The sequence below is a fragment of the Promicromonospora sp. NPDC060204 genome, assembly GCF_042728455.1.
GTDB lineage: Bacteria > Actinomycetota > Actinomycetes > Actinomycetales > Cellulomonadaceae > Promicromonospora.
Map to the genome: position 1 here is coordinate 1 of NZ_JBHWZO010000046.1, position 19,335 is coordinate 19,335.

15 protein-coding genes are annotated in these 19,335 nt (G+C 73.3%); 4 read left to right on the plus strand and 11 right to left on the minus strand.

Annotation, left to right across the window (positions count from 1 at the left end):
• Positions 1–106: 106 nt before the first annotated feature.
• The 7 genes from ACFWEJ_RS08455 to ACFWEJ_RS08485 form a co-directional block, all read right to left on the minus strand.
• Complete coding sequence (locus ACFWEJ_RS08455; RefSeq protein ID WP_377228755.1) at positions 107–1,987, minus strand: propionyl-CoA synthetase; 1,881 nt, start codon at positions 1,985–1,987, stop codon at positions 107–109.
• A gap of 255 nt (positions 1,988–2,242) precedes the next feature.
• Entirely contained in the window at positions 2,243–3,775 is a 1,533-nt protein-coding gene (locus ACFWEJ_RS08460) for a mannitol dehydrogenase family protein (protein WP_377228756.1), read from the minus strand.
• Positions 3,768–4,622 carry an ABC transporter permease gene (locus ACFWEJ_RS08465; protein WP_377228757.1) on the minus strand — a complete coding sequence of 285 codons (855 nt, stop codon included), beginning with the start codon at positions 4,620–4,622 and terminating at the stop codon, positions 3,768–3,770. The genes ACFWEJ_RS08460 and ACFWEJ_RS08465 overlap by 8 nt, the downstream gene beginning before the upstream one ends.
• Complete coding sequence (locus tag ACFWEJ_RS08470; RefSeq protein WP_377228758.1) at positions 4,622–5,548, minus strand: ABC transporter permease; 927 nt, start codon at positions 5,546–5,548, stop codon at positions 4,622–4,624. Before ACFWEJ_RS08470 ends, ACFWEJ_RS08465 begins: the two co-directional genes overlap by 1 nt.
• 25 nt (positions 5,549–5,573) lie before the next feature.
• Complete coding sequence (locus ACFWEJ_RS08475) at positions 5,574–6,719, minus strand: ABC transporter ATP-binding protein (protein ID WP_377228759.1); 1,146 nt, start codon at positions 6,717–6,719, stop codon at positions 5,574–5,576.
• Positions 6,716–7,948: an extracellular solute-binding protein gene (locus tag ACFWEJ_RS08480; RefSeq protein ID WP_377228760.1), complete on the minus strand. Its 1,233-nt coding sequence runs from the start codon at positions 7,946–7,948 to the stop codon at positions 6,716–6,718. The genes ACFWEJ_RS08475 and ACFWEJ_RS08480 overlap by 4 nt, the downstream gene beginning before the upstream one ends.
• A 51-nt stretch (positions 7,949–7,999) precedes the next feature.
• Complete coding sequence (locus ACFWEJ_RS08485) at positions 8,000–9,055, minus strand: LacI family DNA-binding transcriptional regulator (protein ID WP_377228761.1); 1,056 nt, start codon at positions 9,053–9,055, stop codon at positions 8,000–8,002.
• 179 nt (positions 9,056–9,234) lie between these two features.
• Here ACFWEJ_RS08485 and uxaC point away from each other — a divergent pair, with 179 nt between their 5' ends.
• The 3 genes from uxaC to ACFWEJ_RS08500 all read left to right on the plus strand — a co-directional run bounded on the left by uxaC (position 9,235) and on the right by ACFWEJ_RS08500 (position 15,271).
• Positions 9,235–10,671, plus strand: a complete 1,437-nt coding sequence (uxaC, locus tag ACFWEJ_RS08490; protein ID WP_377228762.1) for a glucuronate isomerase — start codon at positions 9,235–9,237, stop codon at positions 10,669–10,671.
• Positions 10,672–10,914: 243 nt separating this feature from the next.
• A complete protein-coding gene (locus ACFWEJ_RS08495) occupies positions 10,915–13,053 on the plus strand; it encodes an alpha-glucuronidase (protein ID WP_377228763.1) in 2,139 nt (712 codons plus the stop codon).
• Positions 13,054–13,156: 103 nt separating this feature from the next.
• Positions 13,157–15,271, plus strand: a complete 2,115-nt coding sequence (locus ACFWEJ_RS08500; protein WP_377228764.1) for an acyltransferase family protein — start codon at positions 13,157–13,159, stop codon at positions 15,269–15,271.
• 22 nt (positions 15,272–15,293) lie between these two features.
• Here ACFWEJ_RS08500 and ACFWEJ_RS08505 read toward each other — a convergent pair whose 3' ends face one another.
• Both ACFWEJ_RS08505 and ACFWEJ_RS08510 read right to left on the minus strand, forming a co-directional pair.
• Positions 15,294–15,800 (minus strand): pyridoxamine 5'-phosphate oxidase family protein, encoded by a 507-nt coding sequence (locus tag ACFWEJ_RS08505; protein WP_377228765.1) that lies wholly within the window; start codon positions 15,798–15,800, stop codon positions 15,294–15,296.
• Complete coding sequence (locus ACFWEJ_RS08510) at positions 15,785–16,930, minus strand: serine hydrolase domain-containing protein (protein ID WP_377228766.1); 1,146 nt, start codon at positions 16,928–16,930, stop codon at positions 15,785–15,787. Before ACFWEJ_RS08510 ends, ACFWEJ_RS08505 begins: the two co-directional genes overlap by 16 nt.
• Before the next feature lie 137 nt (positions 16,931–17,067).
• Between ACFWEJ_RS08510 and ACFWEJ_RS08515 the strand changes: the two genes are divergently transcribed.
• On the plus strand, positions 17,068–17,997 hold the full coding sequence (locus ACFWEJ_RS08515; protein ID WP_377228767.1) for a GNAT family N-acetyltransferase: 930 nt from the start codon (positions 17,068–17,070) through the stop codon (positions 17,995–17,997).
• A 44-nt stretch (positions 17,998–18,041) separates the two neighbouring features.
• Here the strand turns inward: ACFWEJ_RS08515 and ACFWEJ_RS08520 are convergent, their stop codons facing one another.
• Positions 18,042–18,383: a YnfA family protein gene (locus ACFWEJ_RS08520; RefSeq protein ID WP_377228768.1), complete on the minus strand. Its 342-nt coding sequence runs from the start codon at positions 18,381–18,383 to the stop codon at positions 18,042–18,044.
• Between the two features lie 10 nt (positions 18,384–18,393).
• Positions 18,394–19,317: a hypothetical protein gene (locus ACFWEJ_RS08525; RefSeq protein ID WP_377228769.1), complete on the minus strand. Its 924-nt coding sequence runs from the start codon at positions 19,315–19,317 to the stop codon at positions 18,394–18,396.
• Positions 19,318–19,335 lie beyond the last annotated feature (18 nt).

Below are 19,335 nucleotides of genomic sequence, written 5' to 3' on the forward strand. Positions count from 1 at the left end.
ACCCCGTACCAGCGCATCGCCGCCGACTACCCGAAGGCGGACCTGGTCGCCTACGACACGTACTCGATCTGCGTCGGACCCTACGTTCGACGCAACGATGCCGGCGTCAGTCGCGGCGGAGGATCGGTTCCAGCGCCGTCAGGACCGCCGGGTCCTCGATCGTCGACGGGACCGCGGGGTGCTCGCCGTCGGCCAGCTGGCGCATGGTGCGTCGCAGGATCTTGCCCGAGCGCGTCTTGGGCAGCCCGGCGACGATCTCGACGTCCTTGAACGCGGCGACCGGGCCGATCTGGTCGCGCACCGCGGCGACGAGCTCGGCCGCGACACCCTCGGGTTCGACCCCCGCCTTGAGCACCACGAGCCCGCGCGGCACCTGCCCCTTGAGCTCGTCGGCGACCCCGATCACCGCGCACTCGGCCACGGCGGGATGGCTCGCCAGCACCCCCTCGATGGCGCCGGTCGACAGGCGGTGGCCCGCGACGTTGATGACGTCGTCGGTGCGGCCCATCACGTAGACGTAGCCGTCGTCGTCCACGTAGCCGCCGTCGCCGGAGAGGTAGTAGCCGTCGAAGGCGGCGAGGTACGAGGAGACGTACCGCGCGTCGTCGCGCCACAGCGTGGGCAGGGTCCCGGGCGGCAGGGGCAGCCGGAGCGCGAGGCTCCCCTCCTGGTTCGGGCCCGCGACCGAGCCGTCCGGCAGCAGCACCTGCACGTCGAAGCCCGGCACGGGCACCGAGGGCGACCCGGGCCGGGTGGGCATCGGGTCGAGCCCGCGCAGGTTGGCGACGACGGCCCACCCGGTCTCGGTCTGCCACCAGTGGTCGACGACGGGCACGCCGAGGATCCGGCCCGCCCACTCGTAGGTGCCGGGGTCGAGCCGCTCCCCCGCCAGGAACAGATGCCGCAGCGAGGTCGTGTCGTGGGCGGCCACGAGGATCCCCTCCGGGTCCTCCTTCTTGATGGCGCGGATCGCGGTCGGGGCGGTGAACAGGCCCTCGACACCGTACTCGGCGACCACGCGCCAGAACGCGCCGGCGTCCGGCGTGCCGACCGGTTTGCCCTCGTAGAGCACGGTGGTCGCGCCCGCGATCAGCGGCCCGTAGACGATGTAGGAGTGCCCGACCACCCAGCCGACGTCGGACGCCGTCCACCACACCTGGCCGGCCTCGATGTCGTAGATGTTGCGCATCGACCAGGCCAGCGCGACGGCGTGCCCGCCGTTGTCGCGCACGATCCCCTTGGGCCGGCCCGTGGTGCCCGAGGTGTACAGGATGTAGAGCGGGTCCGTCGCCGCGACCTCCGCGCAGGGCGCGGGATTGGTGCGCCCGGCGTGCATCGCGGTGGCCCAGTCCAGGTCCCGCCCCTCGACGAGCGTGGCGACGGCCTGCGGCCGCTGCAGCACCACGCACGACGACGGCTGGTGGTCGGCCAGCTCCAGCGCCCGGTCCAGCAGTGGCTTGTACTCCACGACCCGGCTGGGCTCGATACCGCAGGACGCCGACACCACGACCTTGGGCTGCGCGTCGTCGATCCGCACGGCCAGCTCGTTCGCGGCGAACCCGCCGAACACCACCGAGTGCACCGCGCCGAGGCGGGCGCAGGCGAGCATTGCGACGACCGCCTCCGGCACCATGGGCATGTAGATCACCACGCGGTCGCCCTGTTCGACGCCGAGGTCGCGCAGGGCGCCGGCGAACGCCGCGACGTCCTGCAGGAGAGTGGCGTAGCTGATCGTGTCGGAGTCGCCGGTGACCGGGCTGTCGTAGATCAGCGCGGTCTGGTCCCCGCGGCCCGCGATGACGTGCCGGTCGAGCGCGTTGTAGCAGGTGTTGAGCCGCCCGTCGGAGAACCAGCGGTAGAACGGGGCATCGTCGCCGTCGAGCACCCGGGTCGGTTTGTGGAACCACGAGACGAGGGCCGCCTGCTCGCCCCAGAAACCCTCGGGGTCGGCGAGGCTGCGCCGGTAGACGTCCGCGTAGTCGGCCATGGGCCCTCCAGCTCTCCGCCGCGGACCCCGGTGTCCGCGCCGCTGCCAGTGTGCCCCGGAGGTGCGGGAACGTCGAGTGGGCGGGACGGCCTGCGTCGTCCCGGCGAAGTGCGCTTCTACCCAGCGATTAGGCCCCGAAACAGGCTGGTTCCGGGCCCAATCGCTGGGTAGAAGCGCACTCTCGGTCGACACCGGCGCACGACGCCGCGGCTCGGCGCCAGGTCAGGCGACCACGGCCTCCACCGCGGCGCCAGGTCAGCCGACGACGGCCTCGAGCTCGGCGGCCACCGTGTCGACGTAGCTCTCCGGCGTCCCTGCGGGCAGCAGCCCCGGCAGCGCGAGCAGCACCCGGAGGTCCTCCTCGGCCCCGGCCAGCCCCGCGACGTCGCCCAGCCCGTCCGAACCGCCCGGCACCTCGGCGGCGCCGATCAGCGCCTCCAGCTCCGCGGCCCGAGGGTCGTCGATGCCCTCGCCGGAGTGCGTCCGGCGTCGGACGAACTCGGCCCACGCGGCCAGGCCGAACGCCACCCCGTGCGGCTCCCGCCCCGCGGCGAGCGAGTCGGCGAGCACGCCGCCCCAGCGGAACGGGATCTTCTGGGTGCCGTCCATCGCCACCTGGGCCGTGGTGTGCCCGGTGTGCGGGTTGGCGAAGCGGGACAGGATCTGCTCGCCGTACTGCCGCAGGTCCAGTCCCTCGGGCGCGGTGAGCGTCGGCAGCGCGTCCTCGAAGAGGTACTGCCGCGCCCGCTCGGCGATCACCGGGTCGGTCACGCCGCCCGCGATCGTCGAGTGCCCGGCGAGCCAGCCCGAGTACGCGACCAGCGAGTGCGTCCCGTTGAGCAGGCGCAGCTTGGCCTGCTCGAACGGCGCGACGTCCTTGGTCAGCGTGGCGCCGGCCGCCTCCCACGCGGGGCGCGGCCCGGCGAACCGGTCCTCGATCACCCACTGCGCGAACGGCTCGCCCACCACGAGGCCCTCGTCCCGCACGCCGAGCGTCCGCTCCACCTGGTCGCGCTGCTCCGGGGTGGTCGCCGGCACGATCCGGTCGACCATGGAGCACGGGAACGTGACGCTCGTGTCGAGGAACGCGCGCAGGGTGTCACCCTCGGGCCCGGGCAGGGCCGCGTCCGCGGCCTCGCGCACGAGGCGTTCAAGCACCCGGCCGTTGTCGACCATGTTGTCGCAGGTCAGCACGGTGATCGGCGCCCCAGACCCGGCCCGCGCCGCGAGCCCGCGCACCAGCAGCCCGATGGCGGACGCCGCCGGCCGCACCGCGCCCTCGGAACCACCGGCCGCCCCACCACCGGCCGCCCCGCCCCCGGCGGCGACCACCGCGGCCAGCGCCGCGAGGTCCCCGGCCACCGCCTCGGTGTCCAGCGACCCGTCGGGCCGCCGGGCGTAGCCCTTCTCCGTGATCGTCAGCGTGACCACGTGGGTGGTCGGCGCCGCGAGCGCCGCCAGCACGCGCTCGGTCTCCTCGGCGGGGTAGGCGACGTCGACCACGGACCCGATGAGCTCGACCGAGGACTCCTGCTCCCCCGCGGTGAGCACCGAGTACACGCCGCCCTGGGGGCGGAGCTGGTCGCGCACGGTCGCGGACCGCTGGGTGACGCCCAGGATGCCCCAGGTGGTGTCGCCCGTCGCGATCGCGGCGCGCTCCGTGTACACGGCCTGGTGCGCCCGGTGGAACGCGCCGATGCCGAGGTGGACTATCCCCACCGCCGTCGGCATCACGGGGGCGTCGATGCCGCCCGGGAGGTGGTCCCGGTGCAGGCGGTCCTCAGTCATCGCGTGTCTCCTTGACTTGTGCCACGAGCTGCGTCGGGTTCACGAACCGCAGCGCCACCACGAGCATGACGAGCATGGTCGCGGTGTAGATCACCGACAGGGCCGAGATGAGCTGTCTCGCCTCGCCACCGCCGGCAGCCGTCATGCCACGGTAGATGGCGACGACGAGTGTGTCCGAACCAGGGCCCGACACGAGGAAGGTCAGCTCGAAGAGGCCGACGGTCCGCACGAGCACCAGGATGGCCGCCGCGAGGATACCCGGCACGAGCAGCGGGGCCAGGATCCGCGTGAACACCTGCCAGGTGCGGGCCCCGCACATCCGGGCGGCCGACTCGATGGCGGGGTTGATCTGCTCGATGAACGGCGTCATCGTCAGGATCACGAACGGGACGGACGGCACGAGGTTGACCAGCACGACGGCGGTCAGCGTGCGGCCCAGCCCGAACGAGTACATGACGGTGGCGAGCGGGATGCCGTAGGTGATGGGCGGCATGAGCACCGGCAGCAGGAACAGCAGCATGACGGCGCGCTTGCCCGGGAAGTCGCGGCGTGCCAGCACGTACGCGGCGGGCACACCCACCAGCACCGAGATGACGACGACGAGGACGGCGACGCCGACCGTCACGCCGACCACCTCGCCCAGGGCGAACCGGTCCCAGGCCTCGACGTAGCGCTCGGTGGTCAGGCCGTCGGGCAGCCAGGTGTCGAACCACTGCTTGCCGAACGAGTCGACCACGACGGCGACGAGGATCCCGAGCAGGAACACCCCGAACGCCGTCATGCCCGCCCAGACGAACCAGGTGGACGGTCGCGCGGCGAGCGGCCGCTCCAGCGTGGACGTGGCCATCAGCCCTTCCCTCCCGTGGTCCCGCGGTACAGCAGCGAGCGCAGGCCCAGCACGGCGACGACGACGAGCAGCTCGACCGCGCCCATCATCAGCGCGATGGTGGACGCCATCGCGTAGTCGTTCTGCTCGCCGAACGCCCGGAACGCCATGAGGGACATGACCCGGGTCTCGCCCATGGCGTCACCGACCAGCCTTGCCGACGGGAACACCGAGAACGCGAGCACGAACGTCAGGATGAACGTCGTGGCCAGCCCCGGTGCGAGCAGCGGCAGGACGATCCGCCGGAACCGCTGCCACCAGCCGGCGCCGAGGGTCTTCGCGGCCTGCTCCAGCGACGGGTCGATGCCCGACAGGTACGACGAGATGAGCAGGAACGCGAACGGGAAGCCGGTGATGACCAGGGAGAACATGACGCCCAGGTAGTTGTTCACCAGCTTGAGCGGCTCGTCGATCAGGCCGATCTCCAGCAGCGTCCGGTTGATCCAGCCCTGCCGCCCGGCGAAGATCAGCAGCCCCTGCGCGGTGAGCACCGTGCCCAGGGTGATCGGCAGCACCAGCAGCGACGTCAGCAGCCGCTTGCCGCGGAACCGGTGCCGCAGCACCATCGCCACCGGGACCGACGCCAGCACGTTGAACAGGGCGGCGGGCAGGGCGAGGCGCATCGTGAGCCACACGGAGTCGAACACGAACGGGTCGCGGAAGAACGCGACGTAGTTGGCGAGCATGCCGCCGCCCCACTGCTCCTGCATCGCCGCCGTGGGCTGGATCGTGAGCCCGATCCCGTACGAGAACGGGTACACGAACAGCGCGACGGCGACCACGAGCCCCGGCAGCAGCAGGAGTAGGGCGGGGTCCACGCCCCGCTCGGCCAGCCGGTGCCGCAGGCTCGCGGTGGCGCGCCCGGGACGCTGCCCGACGCCGCTCATGGCTCGCCTCCGTTCCGTCCGGCGGTCACGCCGCCACCTCCTGCGGCACGACGGCGGCGTCCAGCGCCTCCGGGAACACCAGCACCCGCTCGACGGGGGCGGTCAGCGTGACGGCCGCGCCGACGTCGGGCGCCGTCGTCGCGCGGGCGTGCAGCATCGTCTCGCCGGCCTGCACTCCGACGGCGAACTCCCGCCCGTGGTACTCGACCACCGAGACGGCCCCGGGGATCGACCCGCCGGTACCGGACGGGCCCGAGCCCGCCACGGAGAAGTCCTCCGGCCGCACCGCCACCCGCACGCGGTCCCCGACGCCCAGGACGCCGACCGCCCGTCCGGTGAGCCGCACGCCGACGGCCGGGCCGGCCGGCCCGGCCGCGCCGCCACCAGTGCCCGGCAGCTCCACCACCACCTCGCCCCCGGACGCCGAGACGACGGTCGCGGGCAGGATGTTCCGGTACCCCATGAAGTCGGCGACGTACCAGCTCGTCGGGCTCTCGTAGAGCTCGTCGGGCGTGCCGACCTGCTGCACGCGGCCCTCGCGCATGACGACCAGGCGGTCGGCCAGGGACAGCGCCTCCTCCTGGTCGTGCGTCACATAGATGGTCGTGAGCCCGAGGGACTGGTGCAGGCGCCGGATCTCGGTGCGCATGTCGAGCCGCAGCTTGGCGTCGAGGTTCGACAGCGGCTCGTCCATGAGCACGAGCGACGGTTCGAGCACCACGGCGCGCGCGATGGCGACCCGCTGCTGCTGCCCGCCAGAGAGCTGGCCGGGCAGCTTCCTGGCGTGCTCCCCGAGCTTGACCAGGTCGATCGCCGCGCGCACCCGCGAGCCGATCTCGGCCCGCGGCACGCCCTGCATCTGCAGCCCGAACGCGACGTTCTTCTCCACGCTGAGGTGCGGGAACAGCGCGTACGACTGGAAGACCATGCCGAACCCGCGCCGCTCCGGCGGCAGGGTGTCGATGCGCCTGCCGTCCAGCCGGATCTCGCCGTGCGTCAGCGGCAGCAGGCCGGCCAGGCAGTTCAGCGCCGTCGACTTGCCGCAGCCCGACGGCCCGAGCAGGGCGACGAACTCGCCCGCCCGGATCGTCAGGTCCAGCCCCGCGAGCGCGTCCACCCCGCCGAAGCGGCGGCCGACGCCCCGCAGCTCCAGGGACTCGAAGTCGCTCACCCTTCCTCTTCCTCCACCTTGCCGCCGCCGACCTCGCGGTCCCAGATGTCGAACGCCGTCACCATGGAGTCGGCGTCGAGCGGCGTCACGGCGTCCTGCGACTCGATGAGCTCGTCGAACAGGGGGCGGCCGAACTCCTCGATCACGTCCTGCGACTCCTGCGGCGCGAGGTCGAGCGTCGCGCCCTCGACGGCCGGGCCCGGGTAGAAGTAACCGGCGTCGTACGCCTTGGCGTTCTGCTCGGGGGTGAGCATGTCCTGCAGCAGGAGCAGGATCGCGCTGATCTTGTCGGCGCTCTGTCCCTTCGGGATCGCGGCGTAGTGCGCGTCGGTGACCCACGTGAAGTCGTCGAACGCGGCGGCCTCCAGCGTGTTCGGGAGCTGCCCCTCGGCGCGCGGCGCGATGTCCCAGCCGGTCGTGGTCGGGATCATCGACCAGGTGCCGTCGGCCATGTTGGTCACGACCTGGCCGGTGCCCGTGGGGTAGGTGTCGACGTACTGGCCGAGCTCCTTGAGGTACGCCCAGGTCTTGTCCCAGCCGTTCTCGGGGTCCTTCGGGTCCTTGTCGCCCAGGATGTACGGCAGGCCCATGAGGAACGTGCGGCCCGGGCCGGAGTTCGCCGGGCGCGCGTAGCCGAACTTGCCGGGGTTGGCCTTGGCCCACTCCAGCAGCTCCTCGGGCGTGGCGGGCGGGGTGCCGACGACGTCGGGGTCGTACTGGAGCAGCGGGCCGGACGGGTAATACGTCGTCACCACGCCGTAGCCCTCGGCGAGCTCCTGCATGTTCGCGGCGGGCTCCAGGTAGTTCTCCTGGTTGGTCAGCCGGTCGCCGTAGTCGTCCACGACCGGGATCCACAGGTCCTGGCTGATGCCGGCCGCGAGCCCGTCGTTGCCGGTGAACACGACGTCGATGGACAGGTTTCCGCTGTCCACCTGCGGCTTGACGATGCCCGTGACGTCCGGCGCGCCGCCCGTCTCCCAGGTCACCGACTCGATGACGTCCGGGTTGTTCTCGACGAACTCGTCGACCATGCCCTCGGTGAGCCGCTGGTTGCCCGCGACGTCGAGGATGTTCAGGGTGACCGGCTCCGACGGCGTCTCCGGGACGTCGGCCGCGTCGGTGACGGCGCCCCCGCTCTCGCCCCCGGGGGCCGACGGCGGGGCGCAGGCGGTGAGCAGTGTCAGTGCGGCGACGCCGACGAGCGCCGCCGCCTTCTTCGAGGTGCGCATGGTGCTTCCTCTCTCTCGGGCTCCTTCGCCCAGGGTCTGCCGGGACGGGCGTCAGTTGACCGTCCCGGCGGGAGCGGGTCCGGAGGACCCGCGGATCATGAGCTCCACGGGGAGCTGGACGCCGGCCGGCGGGTCGCCGCCGCGCAGGCGCGCGAGCAGCAGGTCGACGGCGCGCCGGCCCAGGCGGGCCAGCGGGGCGCGCACGGTGGTCAGCGCGGGCGAGACCAGCGTGGCGAGCTGGACGTCGTCGAACCCCACCACGGACATCCGGCCCGGCACGTCGACGCCGCGCTCGCGCAGCCGGCTCAGGATGCCGAGCGCCATGAGGTCGTTGAAGGCGACGACGGCGGTGACGCCGCTCGCGACCGCATGGTCGGCCGCCCGGGTGCCGCCCGCGAAGTACGGCTGGAAGGTGCCCAGCCGCACCAGGTCGAGGTCCCAGCGGGCGGCGGCGTCGACCAGCCCGGCGAGGCGGCGCCTCCCGGACCAGGACGACGGCGGCCCCGCGGCCACGCCCACCGACCGGTGCCCGAGCGCGTGCAGGTGCCCGAGGACCTGGGCCGCGCCGTCGGCGTCGTCCACCGCCACGGACGGGATCCGCGCCTCGGCCGCGCCGTCGCCCTCGGAACCGGCGCCCTCGGCCGCGCCCGCGGAAGCAGCGGCCTCGGGCAGCTCCCGGCTGGCCAGCACCGCCGTCAGGCCCACGAGCGCAGCGCTCAGCTCCGCCTCGCCCGACCGCGGCGACGCCACGATCAGGCCGTCGGTCCGGGCGGCGAGCGCCCCGATCAGCTCGGGCTCGACGTCGGGGTCCTCGTCCGAGTCGGCGACGAACACCTCGTAGCCCTCCGCGCGGGCCCGGGCCTGCACGCTCTTGGTCACGGACGCGAAGTACGGGTTCTCCAGGTCGGGGACCAGCAGGCCGACGGCGTGCGTGCGGCCCATCCGCAGGCCGCTCGCCGCGACGTTGGGCCGGTAGCCGAGCTCGGCGGCGGCCCTCGTGACGCGGTCGCGGGTCGCGGCGGCCACCCGCTCGGGGGCGGTCAGGGCGCGCGACACCGTGGAGATCGAGACCCCGGCGGCGCGCGCGACGTCGTGCACCGTGACCATGCCACCTCCTGGGTGTTTCGCGACACTGCGAACGTTTGCACCTATCGTAGGGTTTGACTGCAAACGTTCGCAACGCCCCGTTTTTCACGTTCGTGCCCCACGTTCGTATCGAGCGGGGCGAGTGCCTACTATGTGGAAGCGCTTACCCGAACCGGCAACGATGCCCGCAGGAGGACACTGTGACCGACACCTGGACGCTGCACCCCGATCGGGCCCTGCCCGCCGACCCCGTGACGCGGCCCATCGCCCGCGAGATCTACGCGGCGGTCCGGGACCTCCCGATCGTGTCGATGCACGGCCACGTCGACGTCACCGCGTTCGCGGACGACGAGCCGTTCCCCGACCCCGCCCAGCTCCTCGTGGTACCCGACCACTACCTGACGCGCATGCTCGTGTCGCAGGGCGCCACGCTCCCCGAGCTGGGCGTCGGCCCCGCCGGTGCGCCCGGGTTCGAAGCCGACCCGCGCGAGATCTTCCGGCGGTTCTGCGCGGGCTGGAAGCACTTCCGCGGCACACCCACGCGGTACTGGACCGAGCACGAGCTCGTCGAGATCTTCGGCGTCACCGTGCGGCCCTCGGCGGAGACGGCGGACCAGGTCTACGACCAGATCGCCGAGCGGCTCGCCGAGCCGGACTTCCGCCCCCGCGCGCTCCTGGACCGGTTCGGCATCGAGGTCATCGCCACCACGGACCCGGCCTGGAGCACGCTCGACGAGCACGCCCGGCTGGCCGCCGAGCTGCCCGGCCGGGTGCTGCCGACCTTCCGGCCCGACCCGCTGCTGCACCCCGCCCGCGCGACGTGGCGGGGCGACCTGGAGCGCCTCGCGACGGCGTCCGGCATCGCCACCGACACGTACGCCGGGTACCTGGCGGCGCTCCGCGAGCGCCGCGCCGCGTTCGTCGCGGCGGGCGGCCTGGCCACGGACCACGGCCACTTCAACGCGGACACCACCCCGCTGCCCGACGACGTGGCACGCACCCTCTTCGAGAAGGCCTTCGCGGCCGAGCCGGCCGCCGAGGGCGCGGTGCTCTCCGCCGCAGAGGAGGCCGCGTTCTCCGCGCACATGCTGTTCCAGATGGCCGCGATGTCGGCCGAGGACGGGCTGGTCATGCAGTTCCACCCGGGCGTGCTGCGCGACCACGACCCCGCCGTCGCCGCGGCGTTCGGGCCCGACAAGGGGTACGACATCCCCGTGGCCGTCGAGTTCGCGCAGGGTCTGCGCCCGGTGCTGGAGGCGTTCGGCAACTCGCAGAGCTTCCGGATGATCGCGTTCACCATCGACGAGGACGTGTACTCGCGTGAGCTCGCGCCGCTGGCGGGCGTGTACCCGGCCCTGCGGCTGGGTGCGCCCTGGTGGTTCCTCGACGCGCCCGACGCCATGCGCCGGTTCCGCGAGGCCGCGACGGAGACGGCCGGGTTCTCGAACATGTCGGGCTTCGTGGACGACACCCGCGCGTTCTGCTCGATCCCCGCCCGGCACGACCTGGCCCGCCGGGTCGACGCCGGCTACCTCGCCCGGCTGGTGGCGGAGCACCGTCTCGACCTGGACGAGGCCGTGGACACCGCCGCTGACCTGGCCTACCACCTGCCGAAGGCGGCGTACGCGGCCCGCTGAGCCGGGCGCACGGCCGACCCGGACGCGCCTCGCTCCGGACGCGCGACGCAGATCCCCTTCGAGGCCCGGGTTTCTTCGCTTTGAGGCGCCTCAAAGCGGAGAAACCTAGGCTTCGAGGAGGAGGTCCGGTCGCGGCGTTTTCACGGACCGGACAGAACGACCGCCCCGGGTGGACCCGGGCGCCGTCACTGAGGCACAGTTCCAGTACACCCCCATATATCCGCACATCGACCTCTAAGACGGATGGGACACCCCGTGACCGCTGACTCCCCGCGCCCCATCACCGACCACACCTCGCACGCGGCCTGGCTGCCCGACGACGCGTTCGCCGCGATCGGCAGCCGCCGGGTGGTGGTGGCCGGCGACGGCGCGCTCGCCGGCACCGTCGCCGAGGAGGTCGCCGCGGCGACCTCCCGGTTCGGCGGCGCGTTCTCCCGCCTCGAGGTGGGCGACGGCGTGGCCGACGCCGAGCTGGTGCTCACGCTGACGCCCCCGGACGCGGGCGGCGGCGCGGGCGGCGGCACGAGCCCGAGTGCGGTCACCGACGACGCCCCGGGCACCGACGAGAGCTTCCGGCTCACGAGGGAGGCGGGCGCCGTCGTCGTGCAGGCCGCGTGCGACGCCGGGCTGCTGCACGGGCTGTTCCACGTGGTGCGCCTGGGCGAGGCCGCGTTCGACGGCCCGGACGTCGACGAGACCCACGCCCCCGCCACGGACCTCCGGGTGCTCGACCACTGGGACAACGTGGACGTGCACCCCGTGATGGGCCAGGTCGAACGGGGCTACTCAGGCGGCTCCATCTTCTTCGACAACGGATTTGTCCACGCCGACCTGTCCCGGGTCGAGCGGTACGCGCGGCTGCTGGCCGCCGTCGGGATCAACCGCGTGGCGATCAACAACGTCAACGTGCACGCGCGAGAGGCGCGCCTGCTCACGGAGGACCTCGGCGACGTCGTCCGGGTGGCCGCCGTCTTCCGGCGGTGGGGCATTCGGGTGCACCTGTCGGTGTCGTTCGCCTCCCCCATCACGCTCGGCGGCCTGCCCACCTCGGACCCGCTCGACCAGGGCGTCGCCCACTGGTGGGTGCGCGCCGCGGCGCGGGTCTGGGACGCGATCCCGGACTTCGGCGGCTTCGTGGTCAAGGCGGACTCCGAGGGCCAGCCCGGGCCGTTCGCCTACGGACGCACGCACGCCGACGGCGCGAACATGCTGGCCGCGGCGGTCGAGCCGTACGACGGCCTGATCCACTGGCGCGCGTTCGTCTACGACCACCGGCAGGACTGGCGCGACCGGTCGACCGACCGGGCCCGCGCCGCGTACGACCACTTCCACCCGCTCGACGGCGCGTTCTCGGACAACGTGGTGCTGCAGGTCAAGTACGGGCCGCTGGACTTCCAGGTGCGCGAGCCCGTCTCCCCCGTGCTGGCCGCGATGCCGCACACGCGGGTGGCGCTGGAGCTGCAGATCACCCAGGAGTACACCGGGCAGCAGCAGCACGCCGTGTACCTCGGCCCGCAGTGGAGCCAGATCCTCGGGTTCCGCTTCTGGGACCCGGCCGGCCGCGAGGGCGGCTCGCCCACCGTCGCGGACCTCGCCACGGGCCGGGCCAAGGCCGTCGAGGACCCGGGCACGGGCACCTGGCGCAAGCCGGCGGGCGGGTTCGCCGCCGTCTCCAACGTGGGCGACGACGAGTTCTGGACGGGCCACCCGTTCGCCCAGGCCAACCTCTACGCGTACGGGCGGCTGTGCTGGGACCCCACGCTCGACCCGGCCGCCGTGCTCGACGAGTGGGCGGGGCTCACGTTCCCGGGCGCGCCGGACGCCGTCCGGCAGGCCCTGCACGCCGTGCTGGACCGGTCGTGGGAGACGTACGAGCAGTACACCGCGCCGCTCGGGGTGGGCTTCATGGTGCGCCCAGGCCACCACTACGGGCCCGACGTCGACGGCTACGAGTACACCCCGTGGGGCACGTACCACTTCGCGGACCGGGACGGCATCGGCGTGGACCGCACGGTCCGGACCGGCACGGGCTACGCGGGCCAGTACCCGGGGCCGTGGTCGGCGGCCTTCGAGTCGCCGTCGACCTGCCCCGACGAGCTGCTGCTGTTCTTCCACCACGTGCCGTACACGCACGTGCTGCACAGCGGCAGGACCGTGGTGCAGCACATCTACGACACGCACTTCGAGGGCGTGGCCCGGGTGGAGGCGATGGTCGAGGCGTGGTCGCAGGTGTCGGAGCACGTGGAGCCCCGCGTCGCGGAGCGGGTCTCCGAGCGGCTCGCCGAGCAGCTCCGCAGCGCCACCGAGTGGCGGGACCAGGTGAACACCTACTTCCTCCGGAAGTCCGGCATTCCAGACGAAAAGGGCCGAATCATCTACTGAGCGGGTGATCTCCGGTCGCGCTTCGGTAACAACCACAACGGTAGGAGCGGGGACTTCGTCCCCAGGTGTGTAGATCGCGCCCCTTCACACCTGGTGGTCCCCCATGCCCGACGCCGTCCCAACGGCCCCGTCCGCCCTGCCCGTCGCCACGACGGCCCGACAGCACCTCGCCGAGGTCCACGGCCTGCGCGGGCTCGCGCTGCTGCTCGTGGTGCTGTTCCACCTCTTCGGCGCCGGCCGGGTGTCCGGGGGCGTGGACGTCTTCCTGGTGATCTCCGGGTTCCTGGTGACCGGGTCGCTCGTGCGGCGCGCCGAGTCGCGCACCCTCCGGCTCGGGGCGGTGTACGCGCGGAACGCGGCGCGCCTGGCGCCGTCGGCCCTCGTCGTGCTGGGGGCCGTCGCGCTCGCCGCGTGGGCGCTGCTGCCCGCCGCGCGCTGGCTCGACGTGTGGCGGCAGGTGGTCGCGTCGGCCCTGTACGTGGAGAACTGGGACCTGATCTCGAACGAGCTGGCCTACGGGGCCGCCGGGCCCGCGGCGAGCCCGCTCCAGCACTTCTGGTCGCTCTCCGTGCAGGGTCAGTTCCTGCTGGCCTGGCCGGTGGTCGTGCTCGCCGTGGCCTGGCTGTGCCGGCGCGCGGGCGTCCTGGTCCGACGGCGGCTCGCACTGGCCGTCGCGGTCGGGTCGGCCGCCTCGTTCGCGGGTGCCCTCTACCTCACCGGGGTGCTCCAGCCGGTGGCCTACTTCCACACCGCCACCCGGTTCTGGGAGCTCGGTCTGGGCGCGCTGCTCGCGCTCGTCCCGCTGCACGGCGCCGCGCGGCTGCGCACGGCGGGCGCGTGGGTCGGCCTCGGCCTCGTCGTCTCGTCCGGCTTCCTGCTCGACGGCGGTGCGCTCTTCCCCGGCGTCTGGACGCTCTGGCCGGTGACGGGGGCGCTGCTGGTGCTCGCGGGAGCCGGCACGTCGGTCTCGTGGGGTCCCCGGCGGGTGCTCGACCTGGCGCCGCTGCGGTTCCTGGCGGGCATCTCGTACGAGCTGTACCTGTGGCACTGGCCGGTGCTCGTCTTCTACCTGGCCCTGCGGAACTTCCCGGCCGTCGGCTGGCGCGGGGCCACGCTGGTGCTGGCCGTGTCCGTGCTGCTGGCCTGGGCCACGCGGCAGGTGGTCGCGCGGCCCGTGGGCCTCGCGGTGCCGCGCGCCCTGACGCTGCGCCGGTCGGCCGTCGCCCTGGTGGCGGCAGCCGCCGCCACGGCGCTCGTCGTCGTGCCGACGGCGGCCGCGAGCATCGGCGTCGAGTCGCGGGAGGCGGCCCAGCTGGAGCAGCTCGAACACCTCGGTACGGAGTACGCGGGGGCCGGGGCGCTGCGCCCCCAGGGGACGTCTGGCAGGCTCGCGGCGCCGGCGGGCGCCACGACGACGTCGGGCACCACGTCCGCCGAGGCGCCCGACCAGGCGCCGGTGCAGCCCGACCCCGCGGTCGCGAAGCACGACCTGCCCCCGACCGACCACGACCCGCGCTGCATCCAGGAGCACGGGAACGGGCCGGGGTTCGACGAGGTGCGGGTCTGCACCCTCCACGACCCGGCCCACCCCGTCCGGACGGTGCTCGTCGCGGGCGGCTCGCACACGTACCAGTGGGCGCCGGCCCTCACCGAGCTCGGCGAGCAGAACGGGTGGCGCGTGCTGCTGGCCGGCAAGGGGCAGTGCCGCGTGCGGCTGGACGCGGTGCCCACCGACGACTGCGCACGCTGGAGCGCCAACCTGCTGGCCGAGGCCGTCGAGCTGGACCCGGACGCGGTGTTCGTGACCGGCACGCACACGTACGAGGACGCGCCCGAGGTGGTGCTCCCCGCCGAGGTGGCGGCCTGGCAGCAGCTCGACGCCGCGGGCATCCCCGTGGTCACGATCCGCGACAACCCGCGGTTCGAGTGGAGCCCGCCGAACTGCGTGTCGTCACACGGCCGCGACGCCGCGCGGTGCGTGCTGGACCGGTCCGAGGTGTTCGCCGACCGCAACCCGGTGCCGGCCTACCCCGGCATGCCCGCGAGCGCCGCGCACGTCGACCTGTCGGACCTGATCTGCGAGCCCGAGTCGTGCCCGCCCGTGATCGGGAACGTGCTGGTGTACCGGGACGGCTCGCACCTGTCGGCCACGTACGTGGGCACACTCACGTCGGCGCTCGGCGACGCGGTGCGGCGGGAGGCGCCGTGGTTGTACTGAGCGCGGGCCGGGTGGGGCGCGACTAGCGCGGCGTGTAGCGCGTGTGGCTGTACGTGCCCTTGCCGAAGGCCAGCACCTTGGTGGGCTGGACCGCGAACACGAGGGCGGCCCCGCCGATGTCGTTGGTGAAGGCGTCCTCGCCCACCTCGTACTGCCACTGCCCGGTCCACTTGGTGCGCCAGGCCTCGGCGAGCTTCTCCAGCGTCCGCTGGTCGGTGACACGCCGGGCCGGGCCCTCGACCATGACGTCCAGCCCCTTGTTCCAGGTGCTGTCGCCGGTGGTCAGCACGACGTTCGGGTTGGCCTCCAGGTTGACGGCCTTCTGCTCCTCGGGGCCGGTGCAGAAGTGCAGCGCCCCCTCCAGCCAGACGGCGACGAGCGGCGTGACGTGCGGGCGGCCGTCGGCGCGCACGGTGGTCAGCCAGGTGAGCTGGGCGTTCTCGAGCACCCCCTGCGTCTCCTCCCACGCGGTCGGCTGCACGCCGGGGTCGCTGAATCGCGCGTCGAGCTCGGTCACTGGGTTGTCCATGAGGCTTCTCCTTCTGACGACGTCGGAAAGTGCTCTGCGACGAGCCGGTCGATCTCGCCGGCGGTGCTCCAGCCCGGGCTGAACCGGTTCCGCATCACCGCGACCGCGATGCCGGAGTCGATGTCGGCCCAGGCCCCGGAGCCGTTCGCGCCGAACATACCGAAGGCCGACCCCGGGCGGGAGGGGGCCGCGCCCGGGCGCGACGGGGCAAACCCGAACGCCCACGCCGAGGGCACGTCCAGCACGGCGTCCCGCCCCTCGAACGCGGGCCGCGCCAGCTCGGCCAGCCGAGCCGGCGACACCAGGGCGGTTTCGCCGTACCCGAGCAGGCCCGCGAACACGCGGGCCGCGCCGCGGGCCGACATCGTGCCGCCGGAGGGGATGTCGCTCGTGAGCACGTCGCGCCGGTTGGCGAACGCGGCGTCGGGCCGGATCCCGGGCGGGAGCGCGCGGTCGGCGGGCGAGCCCGGCTCGGGCCAGGACGGCGGACCGGGGTCCGGCTCCTGCCGCGCGACCCGCCCCAGCAGTGCCGGGGGCACGCCGAAGTGCACGTCGTCCTCGACGCCGAGCGGCCGTGTGACGGCCTCGTGGAGCCACCACGACAGCGTGTGCCCGGTGGCCCGGCGCACCGTCTCGCCGAGCAGGAAGCCGAAGGTCTGGGCGTGGTACCCGAACCCGGTGCCCGGCTCCCACCAGGGCTCCTCGTCGGCGAGCAGCCGGCACATCCGGTCCCAGTCGCACAGGTCCCCGACGGTCGTCGTGTACGGCGGGGCGGGCACGCCCACCGAGTGCATGAGCACGTGCCGCAGCGTCGCGCCGCCCTTGCCGTGCGCAGCGAACTCGGGCCAGACGTCGGCGATCCGCAGGTCGTAGTCCAGCTCGCCGCGCTCCACCAGCACGTGCGCGACGGCGGAGGCGATCCCCTTGGCCGTCGACGCGGCGAAGAACAGGGTTTCGGGGGTGACAGTCGCGCCGCGCTCGATGTCGGCCGGGCCGCCCACGGCGTCGACCACGAGGTCGCCCCGGTGGACGACCGCCACCTGGAGGCCGACCTCGCCGCCGCCGGCCACGAGCCGGTCGACCGCGTGCTGGACCCGTGCCTGTGCGTCAGCCGCAGCGTCGTCGCCCATGCCAGGTCCGACGAGGCAGACCGGGAAAAGTCATCGGCGCGGGTCCCGGGGGACGGTTAGGTTGTCACGGGCGAGCTGGAGTCGATGTTCGGCGTCCGCCGCTAGCATGCGCTGCTGACCATCTCCGACGAAGGAACGTGACTGTGCTGATGATCCGGCCCGCCCGGCCCGAAGAGCTGCCCGCCCTGACCACCCACCCGGACGACGACGAACGGAACGGCGCGACCGCGGACTACCTCGCCGGGCTGCTCGACAACGGCTGCACCCGCCCGGACTGGTGCCTGGTGGCCGAGCGGGACGGCGAGCTCGTCGGCAACGTCGTGCTCTGGACCATCCCGGGCCGCTCGGTGCCGATGGACCTGGTGCTCTTCGAGCCGGGCGACGACGAGACCGCCGCCGCCCTGCTGGCGCACGCGGCCGACCTGGCCCGCTCGCTCGGCGCGGACACGCAGGGGCACGTGCTGGACGCGCCGAGCCAGGCCCCACAGTTCCAGGCCGACCCGCAGCGGCGCGAGCGGCTGCTCGCCACCCAGGGTTTCGCCGTCACCCGCGACGGGCACCGCTTCCTCCGGGCGGACGGCGACCCGCTGCCCGTCCAGGACGACCGGCTGCACTGGCGGTCGCTCGCCGAGCTGGGCGAGGAGCCGTTCGTCGACCTGCTCGCCGAGACCTTCACCGACACGAAGGACTCGATCTTCCTCGCCGAGATCGCCGAGCACGGCCTGCGGGGCGCCGCCGAGCGCAACCTCGCCGAGATGCGCGAGCTGGACCACGAGCCGGGCTGGTTCGAGATCGGCTACGACGCGCAGGACCGGCCGGTCGCCGTCAGCCTGCCCGCCCGGACCGCGAGCTCCGCCGTGATCGGCCTGATCGCCGTGGCCCCGGCCGGACGCGGTCACGGCTACGCCACCGCCGCCGTCGCACGCGGCACGCAGGTCCTGGTCGAGGCGGGCGCGACGGAGATCCGCGGCGACTGCGACGCCGGCAACGTCGCCATGTTCAAGGCGTTCCAGCGCGCCGGCTACCGCAACTTCGCCGACCGCAAGATGTTCAGCCGCACCCTGTAGCGCTTCGCGGGCAGGCGCCGCGCGCGGGCGCCGTCCGCGGGCGCCTAGCCCGCGTCCGGCCGCGGGGCGTACATGATGACGGCGACGCCCACCAGGCAGACGAGCGCGCCGAGCACGTCCCATCGGTCGGGCCGGAAACCGTCGACGGCCATGGCCCAGACCAGCGAGCCCGCGACGAAGACGCCGCCGTAGGCGGCGAGGATGCGCCCGAAGTGAGCATCCGGCTGCAGCGTCGCGAAGAACCCGTACAGGCCCAGGGCGATCACGCCGGCGCCGATCCAGAGCCAGCCCTTGTGCTCGCGCACGCCCTGCCAGACGAGCCAGGCACCGCCGATCTCGAACACGGCTGCGGCGAGGAACAGGACGATCGAGCGGAACACGGTCACCGGGGTGACGCTACGCGCCGGGCGTGTCCCCCGGGACCTTGCTGGTCTCGACCCGCGCCCGCGCCGGCAGCCCGATGTCCCAGAACTGGATGGTCTGCAGCGTCCAGAACAGCACGAAGACCAGCATCTGCACGGTCTCGACCACGAACAGCGTCTGCGGGAACAGGTCGGGGAGGAACCGGTCGAGCACCACCATGGTCGCCAGGCCCACCACGAGCACCACGGCCATCACGACGGCGATCCAGCGGTACAGAACCCGGTAGGCCCTGGGCGACAGGCCGCGCAGCCGGTCGAGCGCCTGGGCCGTGACGGCGACGTCCGAGCCGTTGATCCAGGCGACGGCGACCAGGCAGCCGAACAGCAGCACGGCCGCGGCGTAGTGCGCCGTCATGAGGAAGCTGCCAGGCCACACCAGCAGCCAGACACCGGTCGCGGCCCACGTCAGCCACGTGAGCCACAGGTCCCAGCCATGGTGGCCGCCCAGGTCACGCCGACGCGGCCAGGTGGCGAGCACCAGCACCAGGCCGCCGACCAGCAGCAGCGCGCCGATGTTGTTGCCGACCCGCTCGGGCACGTCCACACAGTACGGCTCGCCGGTGCACATCGCGGCGTCGAGCGGCGTGGGCACGAGCGCGACGACGACGGCGAACATGCCCGCGAAGTTGAGCAGCACCTCCTCGGCGCCGCGCCGGCCCTTGATCGCGATGAGACACGTGCCGATGGCTACCAGCGTGCCCACGAAGATGCTCTGCACCGGCGAGTAGAAGTAGGCGCTGATCGACGCGTGCCACCACTCCTCGCCGGAGTCCAGCCGCCCGTGGTCGGCGACGATCTGCATGGTCAGCGACACGAACAGCACCAGCACCACGGCCACGATCGCCACCCGTAGATAGCGGTACGTCAGCCGTCCTGGGTCCCCCTGCTTGATAGCCATGCGCACACCCTGGCGCAA

Coding starts and splice junctions, on each gene's coding strand:
- ACFWEJ_RS08455 (WP_377228755.1), bottom strand. CDS start 1,987: ATGGCCGACTACGCGGACGTCTACCGGCGCAGCCTCGCCGACCCCGAG.
- ACFWEJ_RS08460 (WP_377228756.1), bottom strand. CDS start 3,775: ATGACTGAGGACCGCCTGCACCGGGACCACCTCCCGGGCGGCATCGAC.
- ACFWEJ_RS08465 (WP_377228757.1), bottom strand. CDS start 4,622: ATGGCCACGTCCACGCTGGAGCGGCCGCTCGCCGCGCGACCGTCCACC.
- ACFWEJ_RS08470 (WP_377228758.1), bottom strand. CDS start 5,548: ATGAGCGGCGTCGGGCAGCGTCCCGGGCGCGCCACCGCGAGCCTGCGG.
- ACFWEJ_RS08480 (WP_377228760.1), bottom strand. CDS start 7,948: ATGCGCACCTCGAAGAAGGCGGCGGCGCTCGTCGGCGTCGCCGCACTG.
- ACFWEJ_RS08485 (WP_377228761.1), bottom strand. CDS start 9,055: ATGGTCACGGTGCACGACGTCGCGCGCGCCGCCGGGGTCTCGATCTCC.
- ACFWEJ_RS08495 (WP_377228763.1), top strand. CDS start 10,915: ATGGGACACCCCGTGACCGCTGACTCCCCGCGCCCCATCACCGACCAC.
- ACFWEJ_RS08500 (WP_377228764.1), top strand. CDS start 13,157: ATGCCCGACGCCGTCCCAACGGCCCCGTCCGCCCTGCCCGTCGCCACG.
- ACFWEJ_RS08505 (WP_377228765.1), bottom strand. CDS start 15,800: ATGGACAACCCAGTGACCGAGCTCGACGCGCGATTCAGCGACCCCGGC.
- ACFWEJ_RS08510 (WP_377228766.1), bottom strand. CDS start 16,930: ATGGGCGACGACGCTGCGGCTGACGCACAGGCACGGGTCCAGCACGCG.
- ACFWEJ_RS08525 (WP_377228769.1), bottom strand. CDS start 19,317: ATGGCTATCAAGCAGGGGGACCCAGGACGGCTGACGTACCGCTATCTA.